General features: G+C 41.8%; 20 protein-coding genes, 2 pseudogenes and 1 riboswitch. Of the genes and pseudogenes, 8 read left to right on the top strand and 14 right to left on the bottom strand.

The window, feature by feature from the left end; translation table 11 throughout:
- Positions 1 to 13: 13 nt before the first annotated feature.
- The 9 genes from ssuE to PCORN_RS02605 form a co-directional block, all read right to left on the bottom strand.
- Positions 14 to 559: an NADPH-dependent FMN reductase gene (gene ssuE / locus PCORN_RS02645; protein ID WP_036077300.1), complete on the bottom strand. Its 546-nt coding sequence runs from the start codon at positions 557 to 559 to the stop codon at positions 14 to 16.
- Between the two features lie 102 nt (positions 560 to 661).
- Positions 662 to 772, bottom strand: a riboswitch (SAM riboswitch).
- A gap of 146 nt (positions 773 to 918) precedes the next feature.
- A complete protein-coding gene (locus PCORN_RS02640) occupies positions 919 to 1,362 on the bottom strand; it encodes a hypothetical protein (RefSeq protein WP_036077298.1) in 444 nt (147 codons plus the stop codon).
- A gap of 86 nt (positions 1,363 to 1,448) precedes the next feature.
- Positions 1,449 to 1,850: a hypothetical protein gene (locus PCORN_RS02635; protein ID WP_036077296.1), complete on the bottom strand. Its 402-nt coding sequence runs from the start codon at positions 1,848 to 1,850 to the stop codon at positions 1,449 to 1,451.
- Complete coding sequence (locus PCORN_RS02630) at positions 1,831 to 2,055, bottom strand: ATP-binding cassette domain-containing protein (RefSeq protein ID WP_036077294.1); 225 nt, start codon at positions 2,053 to 2,055, stop codon at positions 1,831 to 1,833. The genes PCORN_RS02635 and PCORN_RS02630 overlap by 20 nt, the downstream gene beginning before the upstream one ends.
- Positions 2,048 to 2,464: an ATP-binding cassette domain-containing protein gene (locus PCORN_RS02625; RefSeq protein WP_036077292.1), complete on the bottom strand. Its 417-nt coding sequence runs from the start codon at positions 2,462 to 2,464 to the stop codon at positions 2,048 to 2,050. Before PCORN_RS02625 ends, PCORN_RS02630 begins: the two co-directional genes overlap by 8 nt.
- Before the next feature lie 90 nt (positions 2,465 to 2,554).
- Positions 2,555 to 3,088 (bottom strand): hypothetical protein, encoded by a 534-nt coding sequence (locus PCORN_RS02620; protein ID WP_036077290.1) that lies wholly within the window; start codon positions 3,086 to 3,088, stop codon positions 2,555 to 2,557.
- A 415-nt stretch (positions 3,089 to 3,503) separates the two neighbouring features.
- Positions 3,504 to 3,842 (bottom strand): avidin-fold protein, encoded by a 339-nt coding sequence (locus PCORN_RS02615; protein WP_036077287.1) that lies wholly within the window; start codon positions 3,840 to 3,842, stop codon positions 3,504 to 3,506.
- Positions 3,843 to 3,942: 100 nt separating this feature from the next.
- Positions 3,943 to 4,521, bottom strand: coding sequence for a nitroreductase family protein (locus tag PCORN_RS02610; RefSeq protein ID WP_036077285.1), 579 nt, complete (start codon positions 4,519 to 4,521; stop codon positions 3,943 to 3,945).
- Between the two features lie 238 nt (positions 4,522 to 4,759).
- Positions 4,760 to 6,100 carry a metallophosphoesterase gene (locus PCORN_RS02605; protein WP_051999194.1) on the bottom strand — a complete coding sequence of 447 codons (1,341 nt, stop codon included), beginning with the start codon at positions 6,098 to 6,100 and terminating at the stop codon, positions 4,760 to 4,762.
- A gap of 204 nt (positions 6,101 to 6,304) precedes the next feature.
- Between PCORN_RS02605 and PCORN_RS20685 the strand changes: the two genes are divergently transcribed.
- The 3 genes from PCORN_RS20685 to PCORN_RS02595 are packed head-to-tail and all read left to right on the top strand — an operon-like array spanning position 6,305 to position 8,110.
- A complete protein-coding gene (locus PCORN_RS20685) occupies positions 6,305 to 6,979 on the top strand; it encodes a DNA cytosine methyltransferase (RefSeq protein ID WP_277620146.1) in 675 nt (224 codons plus the stop codon).
- A 7-nt stretch (positions 6,980 to 6,986) separates the two neighbouring features.
- Positions 6,987 to 7,310 (top strand): DNA cytosine methyltransferase, encoded by a 324-nt coding sequence (locus tag PCORN_RS20680; protein ID WP_277620145.1) that lies wholly within the window; start codon positions 6,987 to 6,989, stop codon positions 7,308 to 7,310.
- Positions 7,310 to 8,110, top strand: coding sequence for an Eco47II family restriction endonuclease (locus tag PCORN_RS02595; RefSeq protein WP_036077284.1), 801 nt, complete (start codon positions 7,310 to 7,312; stop codon positions 8,108 to 8,110). Before PCORN_RS20680 ends, PCORN_RS02595 begins: the two co-directional genes overlap by 1 nt.
- 302 nt (positions 8,111 to 8,412) lie before the next feature.
- Here PCORN_RS02595 and PCORN_RS02590 read toward each other — a convergent pair whose 3' ends face one another.
- Positions 8,413 to 9,267, bottom strand: coding sequence for an HNH endonuclease (locus PCORN_RS02590; protein WP_036077282.1), 855 nt, complete (start codon positions 9,265 to 9,267; stop codon positions 8,413 to 8,415).
- A gap of 394 nt (positions 9,268 to 9,661) precedes the next feature.
- Here PCORN_RS02590 and PCORN_RS02585 point away from each other — a divergent pair, with 394 nt between their 5' ends.
- Positions 9,662 to 10,057 (top strand): (deoxy)nucleoside triphosphate pyrophosphohydrolase, encoded by a 396-nt coding sequence (locus tag PCORN_RS02585; protein ID WP_036077280.1) that lies wholly within the window; start codon positions 9,662 to 9,664, stop codon positions 10,055 to 10,057.
- A 28-nt stretch (positions 10,058 to 10,085) separates the two neighbouring features.
- Here PCORN_RS02585 and PCORN_RS02580 read toward each other — a convergent pair whose 3' ends face one another.
- Positions 10,086 to 11,492, bottom strand: coding sequence for a DEAD/DEAH box helicase (locus tag PCORN_RS02580; protein ID WP_051999193.1), 1,407 nt, complete (start codon positions 11,490 to 11,492; stop codon positions 10,086 to 10,088).
- 923 nt (positions 11,493 to 12,415) lie between these two features.
- On the opposite strand from PCORN_RS02580, the pseudogene PCORN_RS02570 reads away from it, so the two are divergent.
- The 3 genes and pseudogenes from PCORN_RS02570 to PCORN_RS02560 form a co-directional block, all read left to right on the top strand.
- A pseudogene (locus PCORN_RS02570) lies at positions 12,416 to 13,569 on the top strand (CapA family protein); the annotation flags it as partial.
- A 16-nt stretch (positions 13,570 to 13,585) separates the two neighbouring features.
- A complete protein-coding gene (locus PCORN_RS02565; RefSeq protein WP_036077276.1) occupies positions 13,586 to 14,551 on the top strand; it encodes a cation diffusion facilitator family transporter in 966 nt (321 codons plus the stop codon).
- 217 nt (positions 14,552 to 14,768) lie between these two features.
- Positions 14,769 to 16,250 carry a DHA2 family efflux MFS transporter permease subunit gene (locus PCORN_RS02560; protein WP_036077273.1) on the top strand — a complete coding sequence of 494 codons (1,482 nt, stop codon included), beginning with the start codon at positions 14,769 to 14,771 and terminating at the stop codon, positions 16,248 to 16,250.
- 556 nt (positions 16,251 to 16,806) lie between these two features.
- Here PCORN_RS02560 and PCORN_RS20000 read toward each other — a convergent pair.
- Positions 16,807 to 17,610: a hypothetical protein gene (locus PCORN_RS20000; RefSeq protein ID WP_241433047.1), complete on the bottom strand. Its 804-nt coding sequence runs from the start codon at positions 17,608 to 17,610 to the stop codon at positions 16,807 to 16,809.
- Positions 17,611 to 18,001: 391 nt separating this feature from the next.
- Between PCORN_RS20000 and PCORN_RS02550 the strand changes: the two are divergent.
- Positions 18,002 to 18,908, top strand: a pseudogene (locus PCORN_RS02550) (AEC family transporter).
- 69 nt (positions 18,909 to 18,977) lie between these two features.
- Here PCORN_RS02550 and PCORN_RS02545 read toward each other — a convergent pair.
- Positions 18,978 to 19,928, bottom strand: coding sequence for a quinone oxidoreductase family protein (locus PCORN_RS02545; RefSeq protein WP_036077270.1), 951 nt, complete (start codon positions 19,926 to 19,928; stop codon positions 18,978 to 18,980).
- Between the two features lie 54 nt (positions 19,929 to 19,982).
- Positions 19,983 to 21,104 carry a dual-specificity RNA methyltransferase RlmN gene (gene rlmN, locus PCORN_RS02540; RefSeq protein ID WP_036077267.1) on the bottom strand — a complete coding sequence of 374 codons (1,122 nt, stop codon included), beginning with the start codon at positions 21,102 to 21,104 and terminating at the stop codon, positions 19,983 to 19,985.
- Between the last annotated feature and the right edge of the window lie 5 nt (positions 21,105 to 21,109).

Raw genomic sequence — 21,109 nt, 5'->3', positions numbered from 1 at the left:
ACTCGTCCCCTTTTCAAATAATTTGTCCCACTTCACGCCTACCGACCGCCACGACCAATTCCGTCAACTGCCCACGCAAACGCTCTTCCAACTCCACATCCCGAATCGGCACAACCGCCGCCTTATCCACCTGCGCATCCACCACATAAACCCCTTGCAAAACCTCGCCCTTCAACACACCAAGCAGCGGTTTGAGCGCAAAATCAATCGCCAACACATGCCCACCGCTCCCACCCAACATAATCGGCAGAACAACCTTATTTTTCAAAATATTCTCCGGCAACAAATCCAAAACCGCCTTCAAAACCCCCGTGTACGAAGCCTTATAAACCGGCGATCCCACAATCACACCATCCGCAGCCTCAATATCCGCGACCAATTCCCGAATTCCAGCATCCTTAAAATTCGCGTTCACCAACGTTTCCGCCGCAAAATCCCGCACCGAGTGAAAACTAACCGCCACCCCATTCCCCTGCAAAATCCCACCAGCATACCGCAAAACCTTATCCGTCCCCGATTGCGCCGATGGACTACCAGACAAAATCACGATTCGACTCATCTCATCCCCACTTTCTTTTAAATCATATATATCCGATGTATTTACTATGAATTAAGACAAAAAAGAACCTCCCTTCCGAATTTGGAAAAGAGATCCCTCTTCTCCCTATTTGCCAGGCCAAAAACGCTCGCCTGCTGGAATGAGCACCGTTCTATCACTAGTGGTTGCTGTGGGATCAAAGGACCAGGTTCCTCCCCCAACTCTTAATAAGGACTGTATAATTTTTATGATTGGATGTATCTTACCATCCCCAAAATCAGATGTCAACAAATAATTTGTCTTTTTAGACTAGTTAGCTTTTTCACAAAAAGGATGAAACCTTGCCCATCCTAGAATCCGGAGTATCAAATTTTTTCTATTCAAAGCCTCGGACACAACCTCTCCTTATCCCACTTATATACAACAAAAACCAATACTGCAAAAACCACAAACACAACCAAATAACCCAACATCAAATTCGTATTCTCCCCAGAAATCACATCCATCGTGGAAGCAGAAGTATTATATATTTTCGGCACAGTAAGAAGCATCAAATTTTTCAAATCAAAGCCACCTAAATTAGGAATAAGTAGCATGTACACAAACAACGCAACAATGCTAACCAACGTTGACCGCACAGCAATTGTCAGCAAAAAGAAGAAGCACCCGAATAAAATCAAGACTGCAGATTGATACACAAATTGCATCGGTAATTCCGACAAATAATTCACGCTCATGTTCGGCTGAATCCCCATCACTAGGTTGAACAAATACTGAATTCCCATCGAAATAAGTACCGTCCCAACAACCGAAACAACAGCCATAACCACTATCGAGAGAAGCTTACTAAAAAAATAACGATGTGTAGCCTTTTAGTAGCAGCTGACTCTTTATAGTTCTATGCTTGAAATCAAAAAAACGCAACATGACTGCTGTATATACCAAAAATAATAGGCAAAAACAAAATCGCAACAGACGTAAAAATCTGATTCGGAGCATTCAGCGGATTCAGCGCAACCTTTGCCGCAATCACACGATAATAATCATACTTTAATATATTACTTATCTCCTCTGAATTCCCATCCTTTATAATTTCTAAATCCTCCGATAAGGCTTGCTTCAAAGTAATACCGTCTTTTTCATACATCTCCATTGTATCATCAAAGCGAGCCTCTTTTTGGTGCATCGAACTATATTGCGCATAGCTCGAAAAGCCACATAACACAACAAGAAACAGCAGCAATGTAATCACATATTTCGCCTTCCATTGATAAAATAATTGCATCCTGACACTACCCCACATATTTTTCATATACGCTCTCCAAATCTGTAAACTCATTTCTAGCAACATGGATTAATGCCGCATCATGGATCACAAAAACCTCATCTAAAATCCGATTATAAAAATCAAACTGATGCCCACAAACTAAAATAAGCATGTCCTTTTTGCACGATACTAATAAATTCTTGACTTGTTTCGCAGTCTCATAATCCAGCCCATTAGATACCTCATCCAAGATAAGCATTTCCGGCTTTGTGAATATAGCGATAAGAATCGACAAAATCTTTTTTTTGCCCCAGTGAATAGGATTTTACCTTTCGCTTTAACACGCTAACATCTATGTATTTCAACAACAATTCCTGCTCGTTTTCATCCAAATCCCGTCTAACTAGTAAAGCGATGTTGTCATACGCGTTTAGATTGCAGTATAAATGCGATTCATCAAAAACAGCAGCAATATTTCTTGATTTCATAATCTCGCCAGAATAATCCTCAAATCCCATGATACAGTTGAAAAAAGTCGTTTTCCCCGCGCCGTTCTTCCCTAAGAAAAAGATAATGCCAGTGGAATCTAGCCTCATGTTGACACTAGATAGTACTATTTTATTTTTAAATTTTTTATCTAGATTAATAATTTCTAGCATTTTATCACCTCTTTATTTATAATACAATCAAAGTAGCTGTCCTTTGAAAATAAGCTAAAGTACAACTGCTTCACTGAAATCTAACTCCCCCTACTTCAGATAACCCGTACCATTTGACTTCACTCTGTAATAATCTGATCTATCAAATTGTGCAAATGCAACATCACCCCAAGGGCTCGGTGTTCCAACCTTATATGTTTTTGTTCCCCTGTAGTCTTTGTACCCCGTACCATTTGCATAATTTGTAATTCCTTTTTTCCCAATAATATTCGGAAAAATATACCCAGCTTCTTGCCATTTGTTATTCTCTGCTACAGTAGTACCATTGTATTTATAGCTTATATAATCTTTACACCAAGCAGCAAAACCACCTCTTTTATATGAATATGTCTTATTTTTATACGCGGCTGCTTTGAGTAACATTTTAGTATTTTGCGGCTCTTCCCCAGTTACTTCCTCAATCCCTACATTATCAATTTCAGAAATTGCTTGAGCTGTCGTTAAAGATTCTAAATCACTAAAACTCTCTTCCGCATGGACATTTAAAGCTGGTGCCACCATTGTAAATGCGATGGCGAATGAAAATGCTAGCGCTATCAATTTAACTCGCTGCTTACTTAACATAATTCAATCTCCTCTTTTCTTCTCTATTTTTCTGACCAATCTTTAGCATACACCAATAAAAATAAAGTGTCAAATATAACTTTATTGCGTAAAAAAAGATGCTTTTAATAGCCTCTAATATTAATAGGATACTTTAGATAAATTAGCTAAAAACACCTTCTACAATTTCCTTAAAAGGCTTTTATAAAGACAAATAACTCTCTTATACACCTTTCTATCCTACTACCTTATCGACTATTTTTATAACTTCCTGCAAACTTCACCACCCACATTAAAGTTATATATGTACAAAATAATACGTATTAATAACTCTCCATTTTAATACCGGTGACTCCGAATCGAGTTTTATACAAACAAGAAACCCTAAGTGTGTTTAAAAATTGAAAAAAGCCCCTCAAAAAGGAGCAATAACCTCTCAAATCTCTTCCACAATCGATGTTCCAGAATCTCTCTCCAGCCCATTCCATTGCCATTTCTCGTACATACGAAGTTTTCCATCTGGTAAAAATTCTGGTGTCGAATGGCACGTCCCGCTTCGAATTTTCTTGTGGACGCTTACATGATTATAGCGAAAATCAATCGACCCATCCTTGTGAACAACGCCAATCAATGTGCCACGCTCAATCTCGCCACCCTCGTATGTCCCCGAAATAACATCGCCATCTTGAAAATAATGAAAAACCGTTTTTTCAGACACCTCGCCATTTCCCGAGTTTTCGACCACTGTGAACTTTTTACCCTGATAATTAACGATCAGAATCCCTCCTAGTTTTCGAACTAATCACACAACTATTATAGCACAAAATGACAAAAATGCCCTAGCCAAGTGTTGCATGACTAGAGCCCTATTTTTACTATTCGCCTAAATTCTTAACCCACGTATCCATTGCTCGGCGTGGCTTCGCATCGGGAACCTCGTTGACACGCGTAATCTGCAAGCAACCAACGATCTGCTGACCATCCAGCCCCAGCTCCGTCACAACCGCCGGATCAAAAATAAAGTTATTCGTCCGCCACAGCACGCCAAGACCAACTTCCCATGCCAAAAGTTGGATATTCTGAATAAACGCACTCGTCGCAGCAATCGCCTCAAAATCTTTCTTACCGCTACCGATAATATCCGTCGTCACAATCAGCGTATAAGGCGGCGCCACAATCTTGCGCTCATTGCCAGCACGAATCTGCTCGCGTCGCTCATGCGTCAACGGCTCGCCCTGCATCCGCTCCATCGAATTCACAATCGCCTCCACAAAACGGCGCTTCTCCGCTTCCGTCGACAAAACCGCCACATGCCACGGTTCTATTTTACTATGAAACGGTGCAAAAGCCGATTTCTCCAAAATGTCATTAATAACCCCGCGCTCGATTGGCGTCTCGTCCACCTGCTTGATACTACGGCGTTCCATTATAATTTCTGATATATTTTTATTCATCGATAGTCCCCCTAGTGATAATCATTCTCACTAAGTATAGCACGCCAACCCACCTTTGACCATCTCAGCGCGTCGACAAACGCTCATTCTCGTCGTTAAAAACTCCGTTCCAGTGCTCACATACTCTAGTATGCTCCGCGCTGGTACTCGCTTTTGCCTAGAGACTAAGCGTTTGTCGACGCGCTGAGGTTTGGAGGGGAATCATGTGAAGTAGTTTTTCTACGGTCTCCTCCTTTACCTAATTTTCTGGAATTTCCAATGTGAGGTCATTTTTCGTTTTATGCGCCACAATATAATCAATATACTGCGTCATAAACTCTCCGTCCGCCTTCTGCCACAACGCATAACCCGGCGTCTTCTCCACACCATTCAAAAAGCGCTTATCCCCGGTGAAATACGCAAAATTGACCTGTTCCATCGTTTTTGCCATCTCCTCCACATCATCCGGATCATATTTTCCAGTTAAGAACAAATCGCTGAGCGCCTTCGTATAGCTAAACTGGCCAAAATAAGCCTTCGAATACTGCTGAAAACCGAGCAAATTCGGGTCCTTCGAATTTATTTTTCGCGCATATTTTCCCACATCCACACGCTGCGTTTTATAAGACAACCCCTTATTTGGCGCGTAGTTAATGACACCATACTGCTGCGGATACATCGCCATCGAGCTCGTCGCGACATCATAAATCGTGCGGTCATGCGACGTTTCCGACCTAATATCCTGAATATGCACATGCCCACTCAAGTTCAGCGCCAGATCATTCTTCGCAAAAAGCGACACCGCCTCCTTGTTCTGCACAATCGTGAACCCCTTCGTCAAAAGCTCACTATGATCCAGCAAATTGTGATGCGTCACCGTAACCAGCTCCGCCCCATGCTTCTTCGCCAAATCAATACATTCCTGAATCCACGCAAACGTCTCCGTGCTAATATATCCGTTCGTTTCCGGCGCACCATACCGCTTATTATTCTCATAATCTGCCGTATCCACCATCAAAAGCCAAACATCCTCAGACGGCGCCGCGAGGTAACTAAGCGTGGAATCATCCCGCATCACCGCCTCATCATAACCCGAATTATGATAAATTTTGGCAAACTCAGACGGCGTAATATCCTCCACTTTCAACTGCTTATCCCCCTCAAATTTACGCGCATAAGGGTTCAAAACATCATGATTCCCAGGAATAACAAACGTTTGGACACCCGCTTTCTCGATATCCTCCAATTTCTCCGCCATTTCCTCGTGGCTGACTTTCTCACCATTATTCGTGATGTCCCCACTGAGCACAAGAACATCCGGTTTCTGCGCCTTCACATCGTCGACAAAAGCATCCGTGATTTCGGTGATGTAATTCTGCTGCTTTCCGTCCCCCGTCGCGAGGTAGGTTTTGAATGCCTGTTTGCCGTCGGTGAGCGTGTTCGAGAGATAATGGATATCAGTGGCTTGGTAAATAGTGAGCGGTTGGTTCATAGTAATTTTTGGCGCTATATGAGGTTCAGAAGATGGTTCAGTTGGTTGCGTGCATCCAGTTAGCGCAAGACCTAGTAACGCGATACATGCAAGTACGGCTTTTTTCATTTGGCGGAGCTCCTTTGTTTATATATTCACATGATTTAGTATAACATATCCTGTGATTTTGAAAAATAGACCGTTTTGTATTATGATATAGTTAGCTTAAGGAAAAAATATTAACTTAATGCATGAATAAGTTCTCTTAAATTGCTAAATAAGAACATATATTCTATACTAAGAGATATACTACTTTTAAAGGATGTAATTAAATTGGAAAATTTTAAATCAATAGAACTGTTTGCAGGCGCTGGTGGATTGGCACTTGGCCTACATGAATCAGGTTTCACCCCTCAATTATTAGTGGAAATAGATAAATATGCGTCCGATACACTCAGACTTAATATGCCCGACTGGAATGTACTTAACACTGATATTAGAGCTATTGACTTAAACACTTTAGATATCTCTCAGGACATAGATTTAATCAGTGGAGGAGCGCCCTGCCAAAGCTTTAGCTATGCTGGTCTTAGAGGTGGACTAGAGGACACCAGAGGGACACTATTTTACGACTTTGCGCGTTTTATAGATTTCTTTAAACCTAAAGTTTTCTTATTCGAAAATGTCAAGGGTTTGATTACACATGAAGGTGGGCATACAATAAACACTATCATATCAACTTTCGAAAATTTAGGTTATACAGTGAGATGGGAACTCCTCAAGGCTATCCACTATGAGGTTGCTCAGAAGCGAGAGAGAATAATTATGATTGGTGTTCGAAAAGATATCCATGACGTCAACGGAGATTTTACCTATCCGAAACCCCAAAATAAGATTTTAACTTTACGAGATGCGCTCGTAGATGTTCCTGAAAGTATTGGAGCTAGTTACCCCGAAACAAAGAAAAAAAGTGCTAGACTTAGTACCACCTGGTGGCTATTGGCGTGATTTACCTGTGGAAATTGCAAAGGATTATATGGGTGTGAGTTACTATTCTGGGGGCGGTAGAACTGGCATGGCTCGCAGAATTAGCTGGGATGAGCCATCACTTACTCTCACAACTTCTCCTGCCCAAAAACAAACAGAAAGATGTCATCCTGATGAAACGCGGCCATTTACTACTAGGGAGTACGCTAGAATCCAATCTTTCCCTGATAGTTGGGAGTTTTATGGCTCACTAGGGAATATATATAAACAAATTGGCAACGCAGTACCTGTTAATTTAGCAAAACATGTAGGGAATTCTATAAATAAATATTTATCAAAGGGGATTAAATAATGTATTTTTCAGAAGAAGAATGGGATATGCCGTTTATAGCTCAAGCAGATTTTTTTACACATGTACAAAACACATTGCTTAGCATGTACAGCAAGAAAGATATCAGTACCCTGAAAAAGTTTAATCAAAATTTGGTCGACCCAATTAAATTGACTTTTGATGGATTTACAAACTCATTAAATAAAGAAACATTAATTAGTACAGAGATAATGCGTCAGGTAGATAAAAGCATGACTAATGACATCGGTAAATTCCATCAGGATATTTTTCATTTCATAGAAGGTTGGGAAGTTCCTACCTCTGGTTTTGATATTGAGAATGAGCGAGATCATATCTATGTAGAATTGAAGAATAAGCATAATACTATGAACTCATCTTCCAGCCAAAAAACCTATATGAACATGCAAAAGAAACTACTTGCTGACTCAAATGCTACTTGCTTTCTAGTTGAAGTTATTGCAAAGAAAAGTCAAAATATAAATTGGAAAGTAAAATTAGATGGGGAGAACTATGATCATGATAAAATAAGGAGGGTCTCTATAGATAAATTTTATGAACTTGCTACAGGAGATAGTAACGCCTTCGAAAAAATATGCTCTTGGCTTCCAATTGTTATAAAAATTATAAAGGAACGTATTACATCCGATACTGCTGAGAATAAAATTATTCAAGAACTAAATCAAATTTCCGATTCTTTCATGAACAGTCTGTATCTACTCTCATTTGAAAGCTATATTGGCTTCGATAACTTAGAATTTAAGCACTTAAATGAACTAGAAGAAGTACCACTTTTTAAATAATCGATAACAAGGATTGAGGTTCATATAGCTGAACCTCAATCCTTGTTATAAACTTTTTCATTCATAGCCACACTGCTATATCTCACCATTGCTTACTACCACTTATTATCATCTAAAAAAACTCTCACTAATCTATCATTTAATCCCTCTAAATACTTAGTCCACTTATGTTCTCAGACCAATCGCACAACTCATTAGTGAATATTTAATCGAGGAAATAAATATTACAAATACAAAATTAAATTGAAAATACATTTTCTTCCTCGAAGTAACTACTATAATTAACCTCATTTATTCTTGTGTTAAACAATCCCATAAAAAATCAAAAGTAATTTCTCATCAATCTCTATCCCATGTTTTAAATAAAGATGCCTTCTTTTCATAAAAAGTCTCACTATCATTTCCTTTTTCTCAGCTCGCACAGCATAGTGTATCCTACTATGGCAGTTTGGGCAAAGACAAAGAATGTTATCAGCAAAATCTATAGTGTTTTCAAAATAATCCTGTGCCGCCATAGGTATAAGATGATGGGCTTCGACATGAGGATGACTATTTTTATTATTAGTAAATGTCTCATGCTGTTGATTGAACTCGCATGTCCAATTACTTCTCCTCTTTGCCTCCAATGCCTCCCTAGGACTTCTTGGGTAAGAGTAAGTCCCACTATCCATACTTTTATCAGGTTTTAGTTTTGGTTTATTAACTGAATATATTACGTTCTCTTCTCTGATGCTGAATTCTTTATCATCCAAATTTTTCATCGGATAGTTAAACTCTCCGCCCACCAATTCCTCGTCAGTAGTATTCTTATGAGTTACATATGCCAAATAACAGTTCAGCGTAGCACTATAAAAACGGCTAGATTCCTGATTAAACAACTTAAAACCCTCGGCGTATTTTATCTCCTCTATCTTCTTTAGTGTTTCAAATGAAGTTAAATCGCTTAATCCGTCATTATTACTTTCTTCGCAAAAAATGATTAATCTTATTAGGTATCTAGTATAAGAACTAGCCTTACCACTTTCAGCCTTCGCATTTCCAGCTTGAATAGTTAAGCTCTGTGCATAATGTTTAAAATCTTCTAATACCACATGAAACTTATCTCTTGTTTTTATAAAAATGTCTTCTTTAGCTTTAATAACTCTAAAATTATACAAAAAAATCTCTCCGCTTCATAATGATACTATAGTTTCAGAAATATTATGTAAGTGAGTATAGACATTCTTTACCTCGTTACTAGTTATTTCTAAAATTTCATAATAAATTCATTATAGCGGAACCAGCTATATTTTGTAAAATCATCCAAACCCAAAAATAACCCCAACAATCTCGCCAAAACGAAATTGTTGGGGTTATACGGGTTCAAGACCCTTGAAACGGCTGCTGCTTTTGCATCTAGTGCACGGACTCAAAGGCCCTTCAATATCTCCATAGTATAGCATCACGATTGTCATGTCAATTAATTTCCGACCTTCCACCTAAACTCAATATGTACCTATTGTTATCAAGGGTTATTATGCTATGATAAAGGGTGAAAAAGGAGGAATCCCAATGCAAAAAGATATCTATGTCGTCGGCGCCATCATTCAAAGGAACAATAAAATCCTCTGTGTCCAGCGTGCTGATTCTGCAGTAAACGGCGCTGACTGGGAGTTCCCCGGTGGCAAAATCGAGCCTGGCGAAACGCCCGAACAAGCGCTCATCCGCGAAGTCCAAGAGGAAATCGGCTGTGTCATCACGGTAAATCAAGCGTTGGATCACACCGTTTACGCCTACGAATTCGCCAATGTCCATCTCACTTGTTTCCTTTGCGAACTCATCACTGGCGAACCCATTTTGCACGTCCATCAGGCGATGAAATGGCTTGACACCAGCGAAATGTCTAACTTGAAATGGTCGCCTGCCAATCTCCCAGCCGTTGAAAAACTCCAGAAAAAAGATGCCTAATCGCGCTGACTAGGCATCTTTTTCTAACTTATCTCCGTGCTTTGCTGACTTTCAATTTCTTTCCTTTTACCGTCACCGTTTGCATCGCCTTCACGACTTGCGCACCTTTTCCGTTCAGAATCTCCACAAACGATACGTTATCCTCAATCGTGATAATCCCGATATCATCCGCGCTAACTCCGTCCAATTTCGCAATCGTTCCGACAAAATCCACCGCGCGCAGCTTCTTCTTTTTGCCGCCGTTAAAATAAATCTTCATAATATCTTTACTCAGCGCCGCGCTCTTGTCCTTCTTCACGACTGGCGCTTCTTCCATTTTCTCATCAAAAGCTGGTTTTCGCGCCGCTACAATCGCTTCATTCGGCAAATCAACCTGCGGAATTTCAAAACCAATATACTCCTCGATTTCACCGATAAAACGATTCTCAAACGGCGTCACAAAAGTAATTGCCTTCCCGCTTCGCCCAGCGCGCCCTGTCCGGCCAGTTCGATGTACATAGCTCTCTTTTTCAAGCGGCACATCGTAATTCACCACAAGCGTTATATTCTCAATATCAATCCCGCGCGCCGCCACATCTGTCGCCACTAAAAAGCGAAACATACCGCGTTTAAAATCGTTCATCACACCAAAACGATCTTCTTGCGTCAAACCACCGTGAATCTTCTCGGCAGGATAACCCATGCGGCGCAACTGATCATACGTGTCATCCACGCGCTCTTGCGTCCGACAAAAAATAATCGCGCTCTCCGGGTTCTGAACAATCAACGTATCGCGTAACGCGACCATTTTGCGATCATCTTTCACCGTCACTTTTTCATGCGTAATATCCGCTGTTGTCAGCCCCGTTGCAGCAATTTCCACATGCTTCGGCGTCTTCATATATTTATCACTCAATACCGCGATATCCGTCGGTAAAGTCGCCGAGAAAAGCATCGTCACGCGGTTCTTAGGCAAGGCTTGAATAATCGCCTCAACCTGCTCAATAAAGCCCATGTTCAGCATCTCGTCCGCCTCATCAATGACCAAATAACGCACCTTCTCCAAGCTCAGCGTTCCTTTTTCAATGTGATCCAGCGTCCGGCCAGGCGTCCCCACAACAACATGGCTCTTCTGCTTCAACTCCAATTTCTGTTTTGCAAAAGGAGACTTCCCAAAAATCGCCGTCGCCTTGATTCGTTTAAAACGACCAATATTCGTAAAATCAGCCTGAACCTGCGCTGCCAATTCCCGCGTCGGTTCCAAGACCAGCGCCTGTGGTTTATTCTCGCCCCAATCCACGAGCTCACAAATCGGAATCGCAAACGAAGCCGTCTTCCCACTCCCAGTCTGCGCCTTCACCACAACATCCTTCTCTTCTAAAACAAGCGGCACAACCTCGCGCTGCACCTCCGTCGCCTCCGTATACCCCCAAACCAGCAAGCGCCTTCTCAATATCCGAACTTATATTATCAAATTTCATAACCCTACCTCATATCTATATTGTGTTTTGTTAAGTATAACATGAAAAGCTGAGGGAGCCCGTTAGATCCGAAAAAAATTGTTAGGGCGCGTAGGAAAAGTCCTCCCTTGACTTTTTTGGAGGGCACGAAATTTTCGAGGATTTGGCTCCCGAAGCTGGATCCGGAGGCGATAAACACGATTCGCGAACATGGATCGATTGCTCCCTAGGCTCGCACTCATATTGAGGCTCTAAGGAAATACAATACCTTTCCTAAGAACCACAACAAAGCTGAAACGGCCCGTTAGATCCGAAAAAAATTTTGAACAGGCGCAGGAAAAATCCGCTCTTGATTTTTTTGGAGGCTGTGTAAATTTCGAGGATCTGGCCGTTGAAGCTGGATCTGATGAAATGCTGAGGGAGCCCGTTAGATCCGAAAAAAAATTGTTAGGGGCCGCAGGAAAAATCCTCCCTTGATTTTTTTGGAGGGCACGAAATTTTCGAGGATCTGGCTCCCGAAGCTGGATCCGGAGGCGATAAACACGATTCGCGAACATGGATCGATTGCTCCCTACGCCCGCACTCATATTGCCATTTCCCCACTAACATACTATACTAAAAAGAAAACCGCTCTTGAAAGGGGCAACAATGAAGAAAAAAAACACTCATAAGTCTAGGCATCATCATTCTATTTTTTGCAGCAGGAATTTTTTGGATCGTCCATTCTTTAAATCAATCGCCAAAATCTGAACCGCTCAAAAATATCACCCAGAAATCCGTTCAACAGCTCTCCAAACAAACGAAATCAACGCTCCAATCTCTAGCTAATTCAGGCGGAGATACTGCTTCACAAAAGCAATTATCCGCTCTAGTAAGCAACACAAAACAGTACAAATTAGCAAGCGACACCAACAGCACGTACGTCAAAAATCTAACCGCTTGCCTAAAAACGCTACAACAATACAAATCCGGAAAAGCCGATAAAAAAGCGCTCGGAAAGGTCTATCCAACTTTTGTCACGAGTGAAAACAAGCTTAGTGATATCACCAAAACCACGCAATACCAGTGGTTCTACGCAGCTGCAGCAAACTATGAACAAGGTCTCAAGCAACAAGGCGTCATCACACTAACTATGGTCGGCGACAACTCGTTCGGCACCTATCCCGAAACGCCTGAGCACCTCAAATTCGACAATGTTTTCAAGAAAAATAACGGCACCAACACGTACGTCTATCAAAACTGCTTACCGTGGTTCAAATCTGATGACTACACCGTTATCAACGCCGAGAGTGCCTTCACGAATGCGGCCAGAGCCGAAGTGAAGATGTGGCGCATTAAAAGCGATCCAGCGCACGTCGCGTTCCTGTCAGCAAGCGGTGTCGATGCCGCCAATCTCGCCAACAACCACACAATGGACTACTTCCAAGTTGGCTATGACGACACGCTAAAAGCTTTTCAAGACAACGATATTCCCGTTTTCAATAAAAATATGCCGCTCATCACCAAAATCGGCGGTATCCAAACCATACTACTCGGTTACGATTGCCGCTCGAGCCAACAATCCGCGAGCTATCTTGCAAAAATCGAAGCGGACGTAAAAAAATATAAAAAACCAAATAATCTTGTTATCGTCAATATGCACTGGGGCGTCGAATATCGCGCAACACCCGTCGATTACCAAACCCAATACGGCCATGCCATCATTGATGCCGGCGCGGATATCATCATGGGCTCTCACCCTCACCGCCTCGAAAGCGTGGAAAAATATAACGGTAAATACATCGTATACAGCATGGGAGACTTCGCTTTTGGCGCCGATCCAACCCTGCTTTCTCGCATGACCTCGATGTTCCGATTGCGCTTCACAGAAGATAATGGTAAAGTAGTTCTTAAAAACATCTCCATCGTCCCAACGTACGAAAATTCAGACGGTAGCTTAAACGAAAATAACTACCAGCCACTTCCCGTTTTTGGCGACGATGCAAAAAAAAAATTGTGAACGAACTCATCCGAATAAGTAAACCAATACAGGGTGGAGTAACCAAATACGATTATTTTGATCCATTTATGTAGAAAGAAGGAACCCAATTTGAAAGAAATATTTCAACTGCTAAAAAAGGGAAACAAATCAGCACTCACCGCGGCGATCGTCAACGTGCTTGTCTCCATCATTAAAGGAACCACCTACATCTTCACAGGAAATGTCGCCATGTTCGCCGAAACGCTTCATAGTCTCGGGGATGCGGCCAATCAATTTTTCGTCTTCGTTGGTTCTGCACTCAGCAAAAAACGCCCAACGAAGCGCTTTCCAAATGGCTTTGGTCGTGTCGTGAATCTCGTGCTTCTCGGCGCTGTCCTTATCGTTGGTATCATGGCATTCGAAACGATTAAAGAAGGTCTCGCGCACATTTTCCATCCAACAGAATCGACTGGTTTCCTCATTAACCTTATCGTTTTGGCTGTTTGTACCATTCTAGAAGGCTTCGTACTCGTGAAGGCGATGCATGAAATCGCGCATGATGTTGGCCTGGAATCGCGTGGCCTCAAGCTTTTCAAAGATAGTCTCGCGAATTTTGGTAAAGCAAAAGCGGCGACTCGTCTCGTTTTCCTCGAAGATTCGGTAGCAACTGGTGGTGGGCTTTTAGCGATGATTGCAATTATTATCTCCTATTACACGCCTTACCATCAAGCAGAAGGAATCGCTTCTGTCCTCATCGGTATCCTCATGTTCCTCGTTGTCGGCAAGGTATTCCTCGATAATGCGGCCGGCGCGATTGGAGAGTCTGACGAAGTGATGCAAGTTCAAATTGGCCAGCTAGTCATGACAGATCCCGACGTGCAAGATATCCAAGTCATTACCGTTCTAAAAGAAGGCGACTTTTTCCATGTCGAAGTGGAGGTAGAACTCGATCCAGAAATGACGCTCGCTCAGGTGGATGACGTCAAAGATCGACTTGAAGAAAGTATCCTGACTGTAAAAGGTGTCGCGGATGTCCTCGTGACATTCGATGAAAATGATACAATCACTAATTGGGAATACGGCGACGGTCGGTAAATTTTACAATCAAAAAATACGGTGAACAGGGTTTTCATTTCTGCTCGCCGTATTTTTTTCCATCCTAAAAATAGGTCTGCAAACAAAGATAGCGCTATCATTTTCGAATTCCAAATTTTTTTAAAGTTTTCCATTGACTCTTTTCCTAATTTGCCCTATAATAATCAAATAGTTAATTAAGTGAACTAATTACTTTTAAATCAAAAGGAGATTGAACATGACACAAACAGCGCACGCAGAAAGACCTGTTGACATCCAGGGGAAACCTTATAATCGTTTGTTACTAATGACAGTAATGCTTGTGGGGGCATTCGTTGCTATCTTAAACCAAACAATTCTATCAACAGCTCTTCCACACATTATGACCGACTTAAACATCACAGCAGCAACGGGACAATGGCTAACAACCGCATTCTTACTTACAAACGGGATTATGATTCCGATTACGGCTATGTTAATCGGTAAAATCAACTCGAAAACACTATTTTTAACAGCGATGATCGTCTTTACAATTGGTACGGTTATCTCAGCTTTCTCAGACAGCTTTGCATTACTACTAACTGGACGTATCATTCAAGCGGCAGGGGCCGGAATCCTGATGCCTCTAATGCAAACGATTTTCCTACTTATTTTCCCACCAGATCGTCGTGGGGCAGCAATGGGTATGGTCGGACTAGTTATCGCTTTTGCACCAGCTATTGGGCCCACTTTATCAGGTTGGATTGTTGACAGCTATGATTGGCAAATGCTTTTCATCATCTTGATTCCAATTGCCGTTCTTGATATCATCTTCGCCTTCTTCGCTATGAGAAAAGTGGTAGAACTGACAAATCCGAAAATCGATGTTCTCTCGATTGCGCTTTCTACAATCGGTTTTGGTGCTCTACTTTACGGATTCAGTAGCGCGGGTACAGACGGTTGGACAGATGGCCTAGTGCTTACCATGTTCGCAGTCGGCATTATTGGTTTAGTCCTATTCGTATGGCGTCAACTGAAAATGGAAAAACCGATGCTCGAACTTCGCGTTTTCCAATCACCAGTTTTCACACTTTCAACCATTATTAGTGCCATCGTCATGATGTCCATGATTGGCGCAGAAATCGTATTACCGCTCTACATTCAAACGATTCTTGGTGAAACGGCGCTACACTCTGGATTATTACTACTTCCAGGTGCGATCGTGATGGGTGTTATGAGCCCGATTACCGGTATTATTTTCGATAAAATCGGGCCGAAATTGCTCGCAATCGTTGGTATGACGTTGCTTGTTGCAGGTACCATTCCGTTCATGTTCTTGACGAAAGACACGTCTACTATGTACATTATCGTCTTCTACGCCGTGCGTTTCTTCGGTATTTCGATGGTCATGATGCCGATGTCAACAGCTGGTATGAACTCGTTGCCACTGAACATGATGAGCCACGGTACCGCGGTGAACAATACGATTCGCCAAGTTGCCGGTTCGATTGGTACGGCGATTCTAATCACTGTACTAAGTAACGTAACGAAGAACAACATGCCTGAAAAAGCTTTGGCGATGACCGATCCAAAAGGTTTTGCTAGCCAAGCGATGACGGCGAACCTTGACGGTATGCAAGCAGCCTTCCTCGTTGCCGTAGCCTTCGCGGTTGTAGGTTTGATTCTGAGTCTATTCGTGAAAGACATTCGTCCTCAAGGTAAGAAATCAGTAAGTAAATAGGAATGTAGTCGCTGAGTTTGATATCATATGCTCCCTATAGAGTAGACAATGGAGAAACAAAAACTCCAAATCTACTTTATAAGGGAGCTTTTGTATGCCAAGATGCACAAGTTTATAAGTCATGGAAAAGTATGCTACATTAAAAAACGGACCAACAAAGCGAAACATCCCTAGTATACTAGCACTTCACTTCTTTACTGATTTTCTAATCATTATTGTTAATACTACTATAGCAATAATAAATACAGCAACCATTGTTATAGGTATATATTGTCCCATATAACACTCTCCTCATTATGTAAATCCCTGATTAAAGCTCCATCAGGGATTTTTCTTATCAACCACGCTCGGCGTAGATTCTTACGCACGTGTCTGATTGCCTCTATCAAATAATTTTATAATCAACAAACATCCTAAACCTACTACTGGAATACTCACGATGAACCATGTAATAGTTCTTGGGAAAATTTCATAGTAATAGTACATTGAAACGGTTAGCCATATAAACAGTACAACATACTTCAATATATTTTTTCAAAAAAAGTCACCTCTACATTCAGTATATATCTACATATCCATTATTCGGTCGTTTGTCCCTTTTATCCAGTTGTTTAGCTATCTGCGTTCCAATGTCTAAGTAATTAAGCGCGACTGTTACCGCAACTCCCACGGATACAGCTAATTTCTTAGCACCCCACGCTTTTAATCTACTTACAACTGTACGAGAAAATAGCTTTTCAGCTTCTCTTTTCCCTTTTTTAATAATAAAAGCTTGAATAGCCCCAACACCACCACCAACTGCGAAACCAATAGCCGTATTTAGTAAAGCCCCTGCCCATTTTACACTTAATCTCACTTGAAAAGCTTCGACTTGTTTTGGAGCTAGTGCTTGAAGTATATCATTTTTATACATAGAAACAGTATCCCCACTCTCTGATTCTTGTAAACGTTCGTCAAAATCCTGTTGGGATGCTTCTAAATCATTGTATGTTTCAGCATCAGCATCGAAAAAATCTGTCAAAGCTTCTTCCATAACTGCCAAATCTTCAATACCAGATAGCTCAGCTTGTTCTTCTACAATACTATCAAATAGAGCACGCTCTTCCTCCGTCATTTCTGAAACCGATGGCATTTCCGCAACTGCCTCTTCTAAATCGAAATCATCAGATAATACCTCAGCATCTAGCTTCACGTCTGTATCAATTCCTTTGACATCTTCCGAGGCCAATACACCTTCTAAAACAGATGCTTTTGGCGTAGTTGCATCCTCTGCTAAACTACTTAATGGTGCTACTGCAGTAAGTGATAATGCCATAATCGTCATTACTGTTACTCCCTTAATAAAATGAATTTTTTTCATACTAAACTCCCTTTCTAATTTATAATCTAAATAATCATATCATTAAAAGAAGAGTTATTGCTAAATTTGTCGTGAACGTCGCTTTTTCGTTCGTAAATGCGAAAAACAACGTGAATTGTATAATTAAGTCGGATAAAAATAGGCAAGCAACTTTACATACGGTGAAATAGATATTAAAAAAATAACACTTCCAGCTATTTTCTTGAAATACCTGCAAAACAAGCGGAAATGTTGGCGCAAAAACCATTATACTAGATGCTGAATCCATCGCTTTGGAGCAAGAGCGAACAGAGTTTGGTTGCACAGGGAGCAATTCATTTTTTCGATTCTATTTAAAAAAGTATGCTAAAATAAGTAAAAAGGTTTTCTAACTAGGAAAAGGATGTTTTGGATGGAATTTGTTTTAATTTTGCTACCGATTTTCGGAATTTTCGCGATTGGCTTTATTGGGCAGAAAACGCTCAAGTTTGATATTCCGAATTTATCGAAGTTAACGCTTTATTTGATGTCGCCGTTTTTGGCATTTAATACGTTTTATACGAATAAATTGACGATCGATTATGCCTATTTACTCATTTTTGTTGTCGGGCTTTGTTTGTCGATTATTGCGATTGTTTATGTAATTGCGAAAGTGATGAACTACGATATTCAGGATGCGTGTGCGATGATTCTGGCTTCTGCTTTTATGAATAACGGGAATTACGGGACGCCTGTGGTTTTGCTTATTTTTTGGCGCGGCGGGGCTTGATATCGCGGTTATTTTGATGGTGCTGCAACAACTCGCGATGAGCACGATTGGGGTCTTTTTCGCCGCGCGAGGAAGCTCGCAAAACGCTGGGATGAAAATGGTTTGGCAACGTGTTGTGCGGATGCCGGTCGCTTATGGGGCGCTACTTGGGATTCTACTGCAATTGGTCCATTTTCCGGTTCCTGCAAGCGTGATGACATGCGTAAAACTCGTTGGAGACGCTGCGATTCCGACGATTATGATTGTACTTGGGATGCAACTCGCGGTTATTTCGTTCCGCCGAATTGATATTCCAAAAGTCTCGATTTCGCTTATTTTACGACTGCTTATTTCACCGATGATCGCCGTTTTATTCACGATGATCTTGCCTGTCGATACGATGACGAAACAAATTATGATCCTGCTTGCGGCGATGCCAACTGCAGCTAACACAACTTTACTTGCCGTGCAATTCAATACGAAGCCAGATCTTGTTTCCAGCACTACTTTTATCAGCACGGTTCTCAGTATTATCACAATTCCGGTAGTTTTATGGATGCTTTTCCCTTAGTACATCGAATATATCTAAAAATAGCGGGCAAGATGGATGTTGATACGCATCCATCTTGCCCGCTATTTTTTAAGGAATCAACAAAATTTTACCGGTACTTTTTCTACTTTCAAGCAAATCATGCGCGGCTTTTCCTTCTGATAACGCGAATTTTCGCGGCTGATTTACCGTTATTTTACCGCTGCTAATCATTTCGAATAGAGCATGCGAGCGCTTGATACGTTCATCTTTACTCGTCAAGAAGCTCCACAAATCACCGCCAGTCAAGGTTTTGGAAGTGTCCATCAACATACGCGGATCCACTGCAATCGGATTGCCGCCGGACATGCCGTAAAAAACGACCGTTCCTTTATCGCGCACTGCCGTGAAGCTATCCATCAGCGTCGAACCTACAGAATCATACGCGACATCGATTTTGCCAGCAAGTTTTTCAGCCCAATTGTCACTGTATAACAAAACTTCTTCGGCTCCTAGTTTGCGCGCCACTTCTGCTTTTTCTTCACTGGAAGTAAGGCCGATAACCTGACCGCCAAGCGATGTGATGATTTGCGTCAACATTTGGCCGACACCGCCAGCTACCGCGTGAACGAGCGCCACGTCACCGTATTTAATCGCGTAACTATCTTTTGCCAAGTAGCTTGCAGTCAAACCTTGCAGCAACACAGAAGCTGCGACGTCATCACGAATGGCATCTGGAATTGGAATCGCTTTAGATACAGGAACCGCCACAAGTTCAGCATTCGCAAGCGGTACATCCACAAAAGCAACACGATCACCAACCGCAAACTCCGTCACGCCTTCACCAAGCGCTACGACAACACCCGCGCCCTCGTAACCAAGCACATATGGCGGCTCACCAACAAGATGGTAGTTCCCTTTTCGACGATAAATATCCGCAAAATTAAGTCCAATCGCGGTCGTACTAAGTAAGATCTCACCTTTTTGCGCCGTGGCATCTGGAACATCTACATATTGCAATACATCTGAATTTCCAAACTCGTTAAACACCAATGCTTTCATAAAAAATCGTCTCCTTATATGTAAGAAAAGCCCGCAAAATCGCAGGCTCTCTTCTTATTCCGCAGCTGCTTCTTGTTTCGCTTCTGCCTCTGCTTTTTCACGCATCCGTTCCCGAACGCCTTTTTTCTTAATTTGTTTACTACGCAATTGGCCACACGCCGCGTCGATATCCGTTCCATGCTCGCGACGAACGACACAGTTAATGCCTTTACGCTTCAAAGTTTCATAAAAAGCGTCAATAACCTCGGTATCGCTACGTTGGTACTGATCATGCTCATCGACCGGATTATATGGAATCAAGTTCACCCAAGCTAGATGGCGTTTCTCACCGATTAAAGCCGCGAGTTCAAGCGCTTCTTGCCTGTGATCATTGACATCTTTTAGCATAATGTACTCATACGTAATACGGCGATTCGTTTTCTCCAAGTAATACTCGACCGCTTCCATCAATTTCTCAAGTGGATACGTCTTGTTAATCCGCATCACGCGTGTACGCAAATCGTTGTTCGGCGCATGTAGAGACACGGCCAAATTGACACGAATATCCTCATTCGCAAAATCAATAATGCGCGGCGCCAAGCCACTTGTCGAAACCGTAATATGACGCGCTCCGATAGCTAAGCCCTTCTGATCATTCACAACACGAAGGAAATCCATCACGTTATCGTAATTATCAAACGGCTCGCCGATACCCATCACCACAATATGACTGACACGCTCGCCATTGCCCTTCGAATCCAAATAAAGCTGCACGTTCATAATCTGCTCCACAATCTCACCAGCATTCAGGTCACGCTGCTTCTTCAGTAACCCACTCGCACAAAAAGTACAACCGATATTACATCCCACTTGCGTCGTCACACAAACACTCAGCCCGTAAGAATGCGTCATCATAACCGTTTCAATCAAGTTGCCATCCGATAGTTGGAATAAATATTTCGTCGTACCATCTTTAGATTCCTGTTTAATTTGTTCATTTAGCGTATGCATCGTGAAGTTTTCCTCCAGCATATCCACACACGTTTTATTCAAGTTCGACATCTGCGCGAATTCTGTGACACGTTTGACATAAAGCCAGTCCCACACTTGCGTCGCGCGGAATTTCTTCTCGCCTTTTTCTTCAAACCAATCGCCAAGCTGCGCCATCGTTAACCCGTAAATCGAGCTTTTTTCCATTCTTT

This window comes from Listeria cornellensis FSL F6-0969, assembly GCF_000525855.1.
GTDB classification, from domain to species: Bacteria; Bacillota; Bacilli; order Lactobacillales; family Listeriaceae; genus Listeria_A; species Listeria_A cornellensis.
This window is presented reverse-complemented; position numbering and strand designations above follow the sequence as displayed.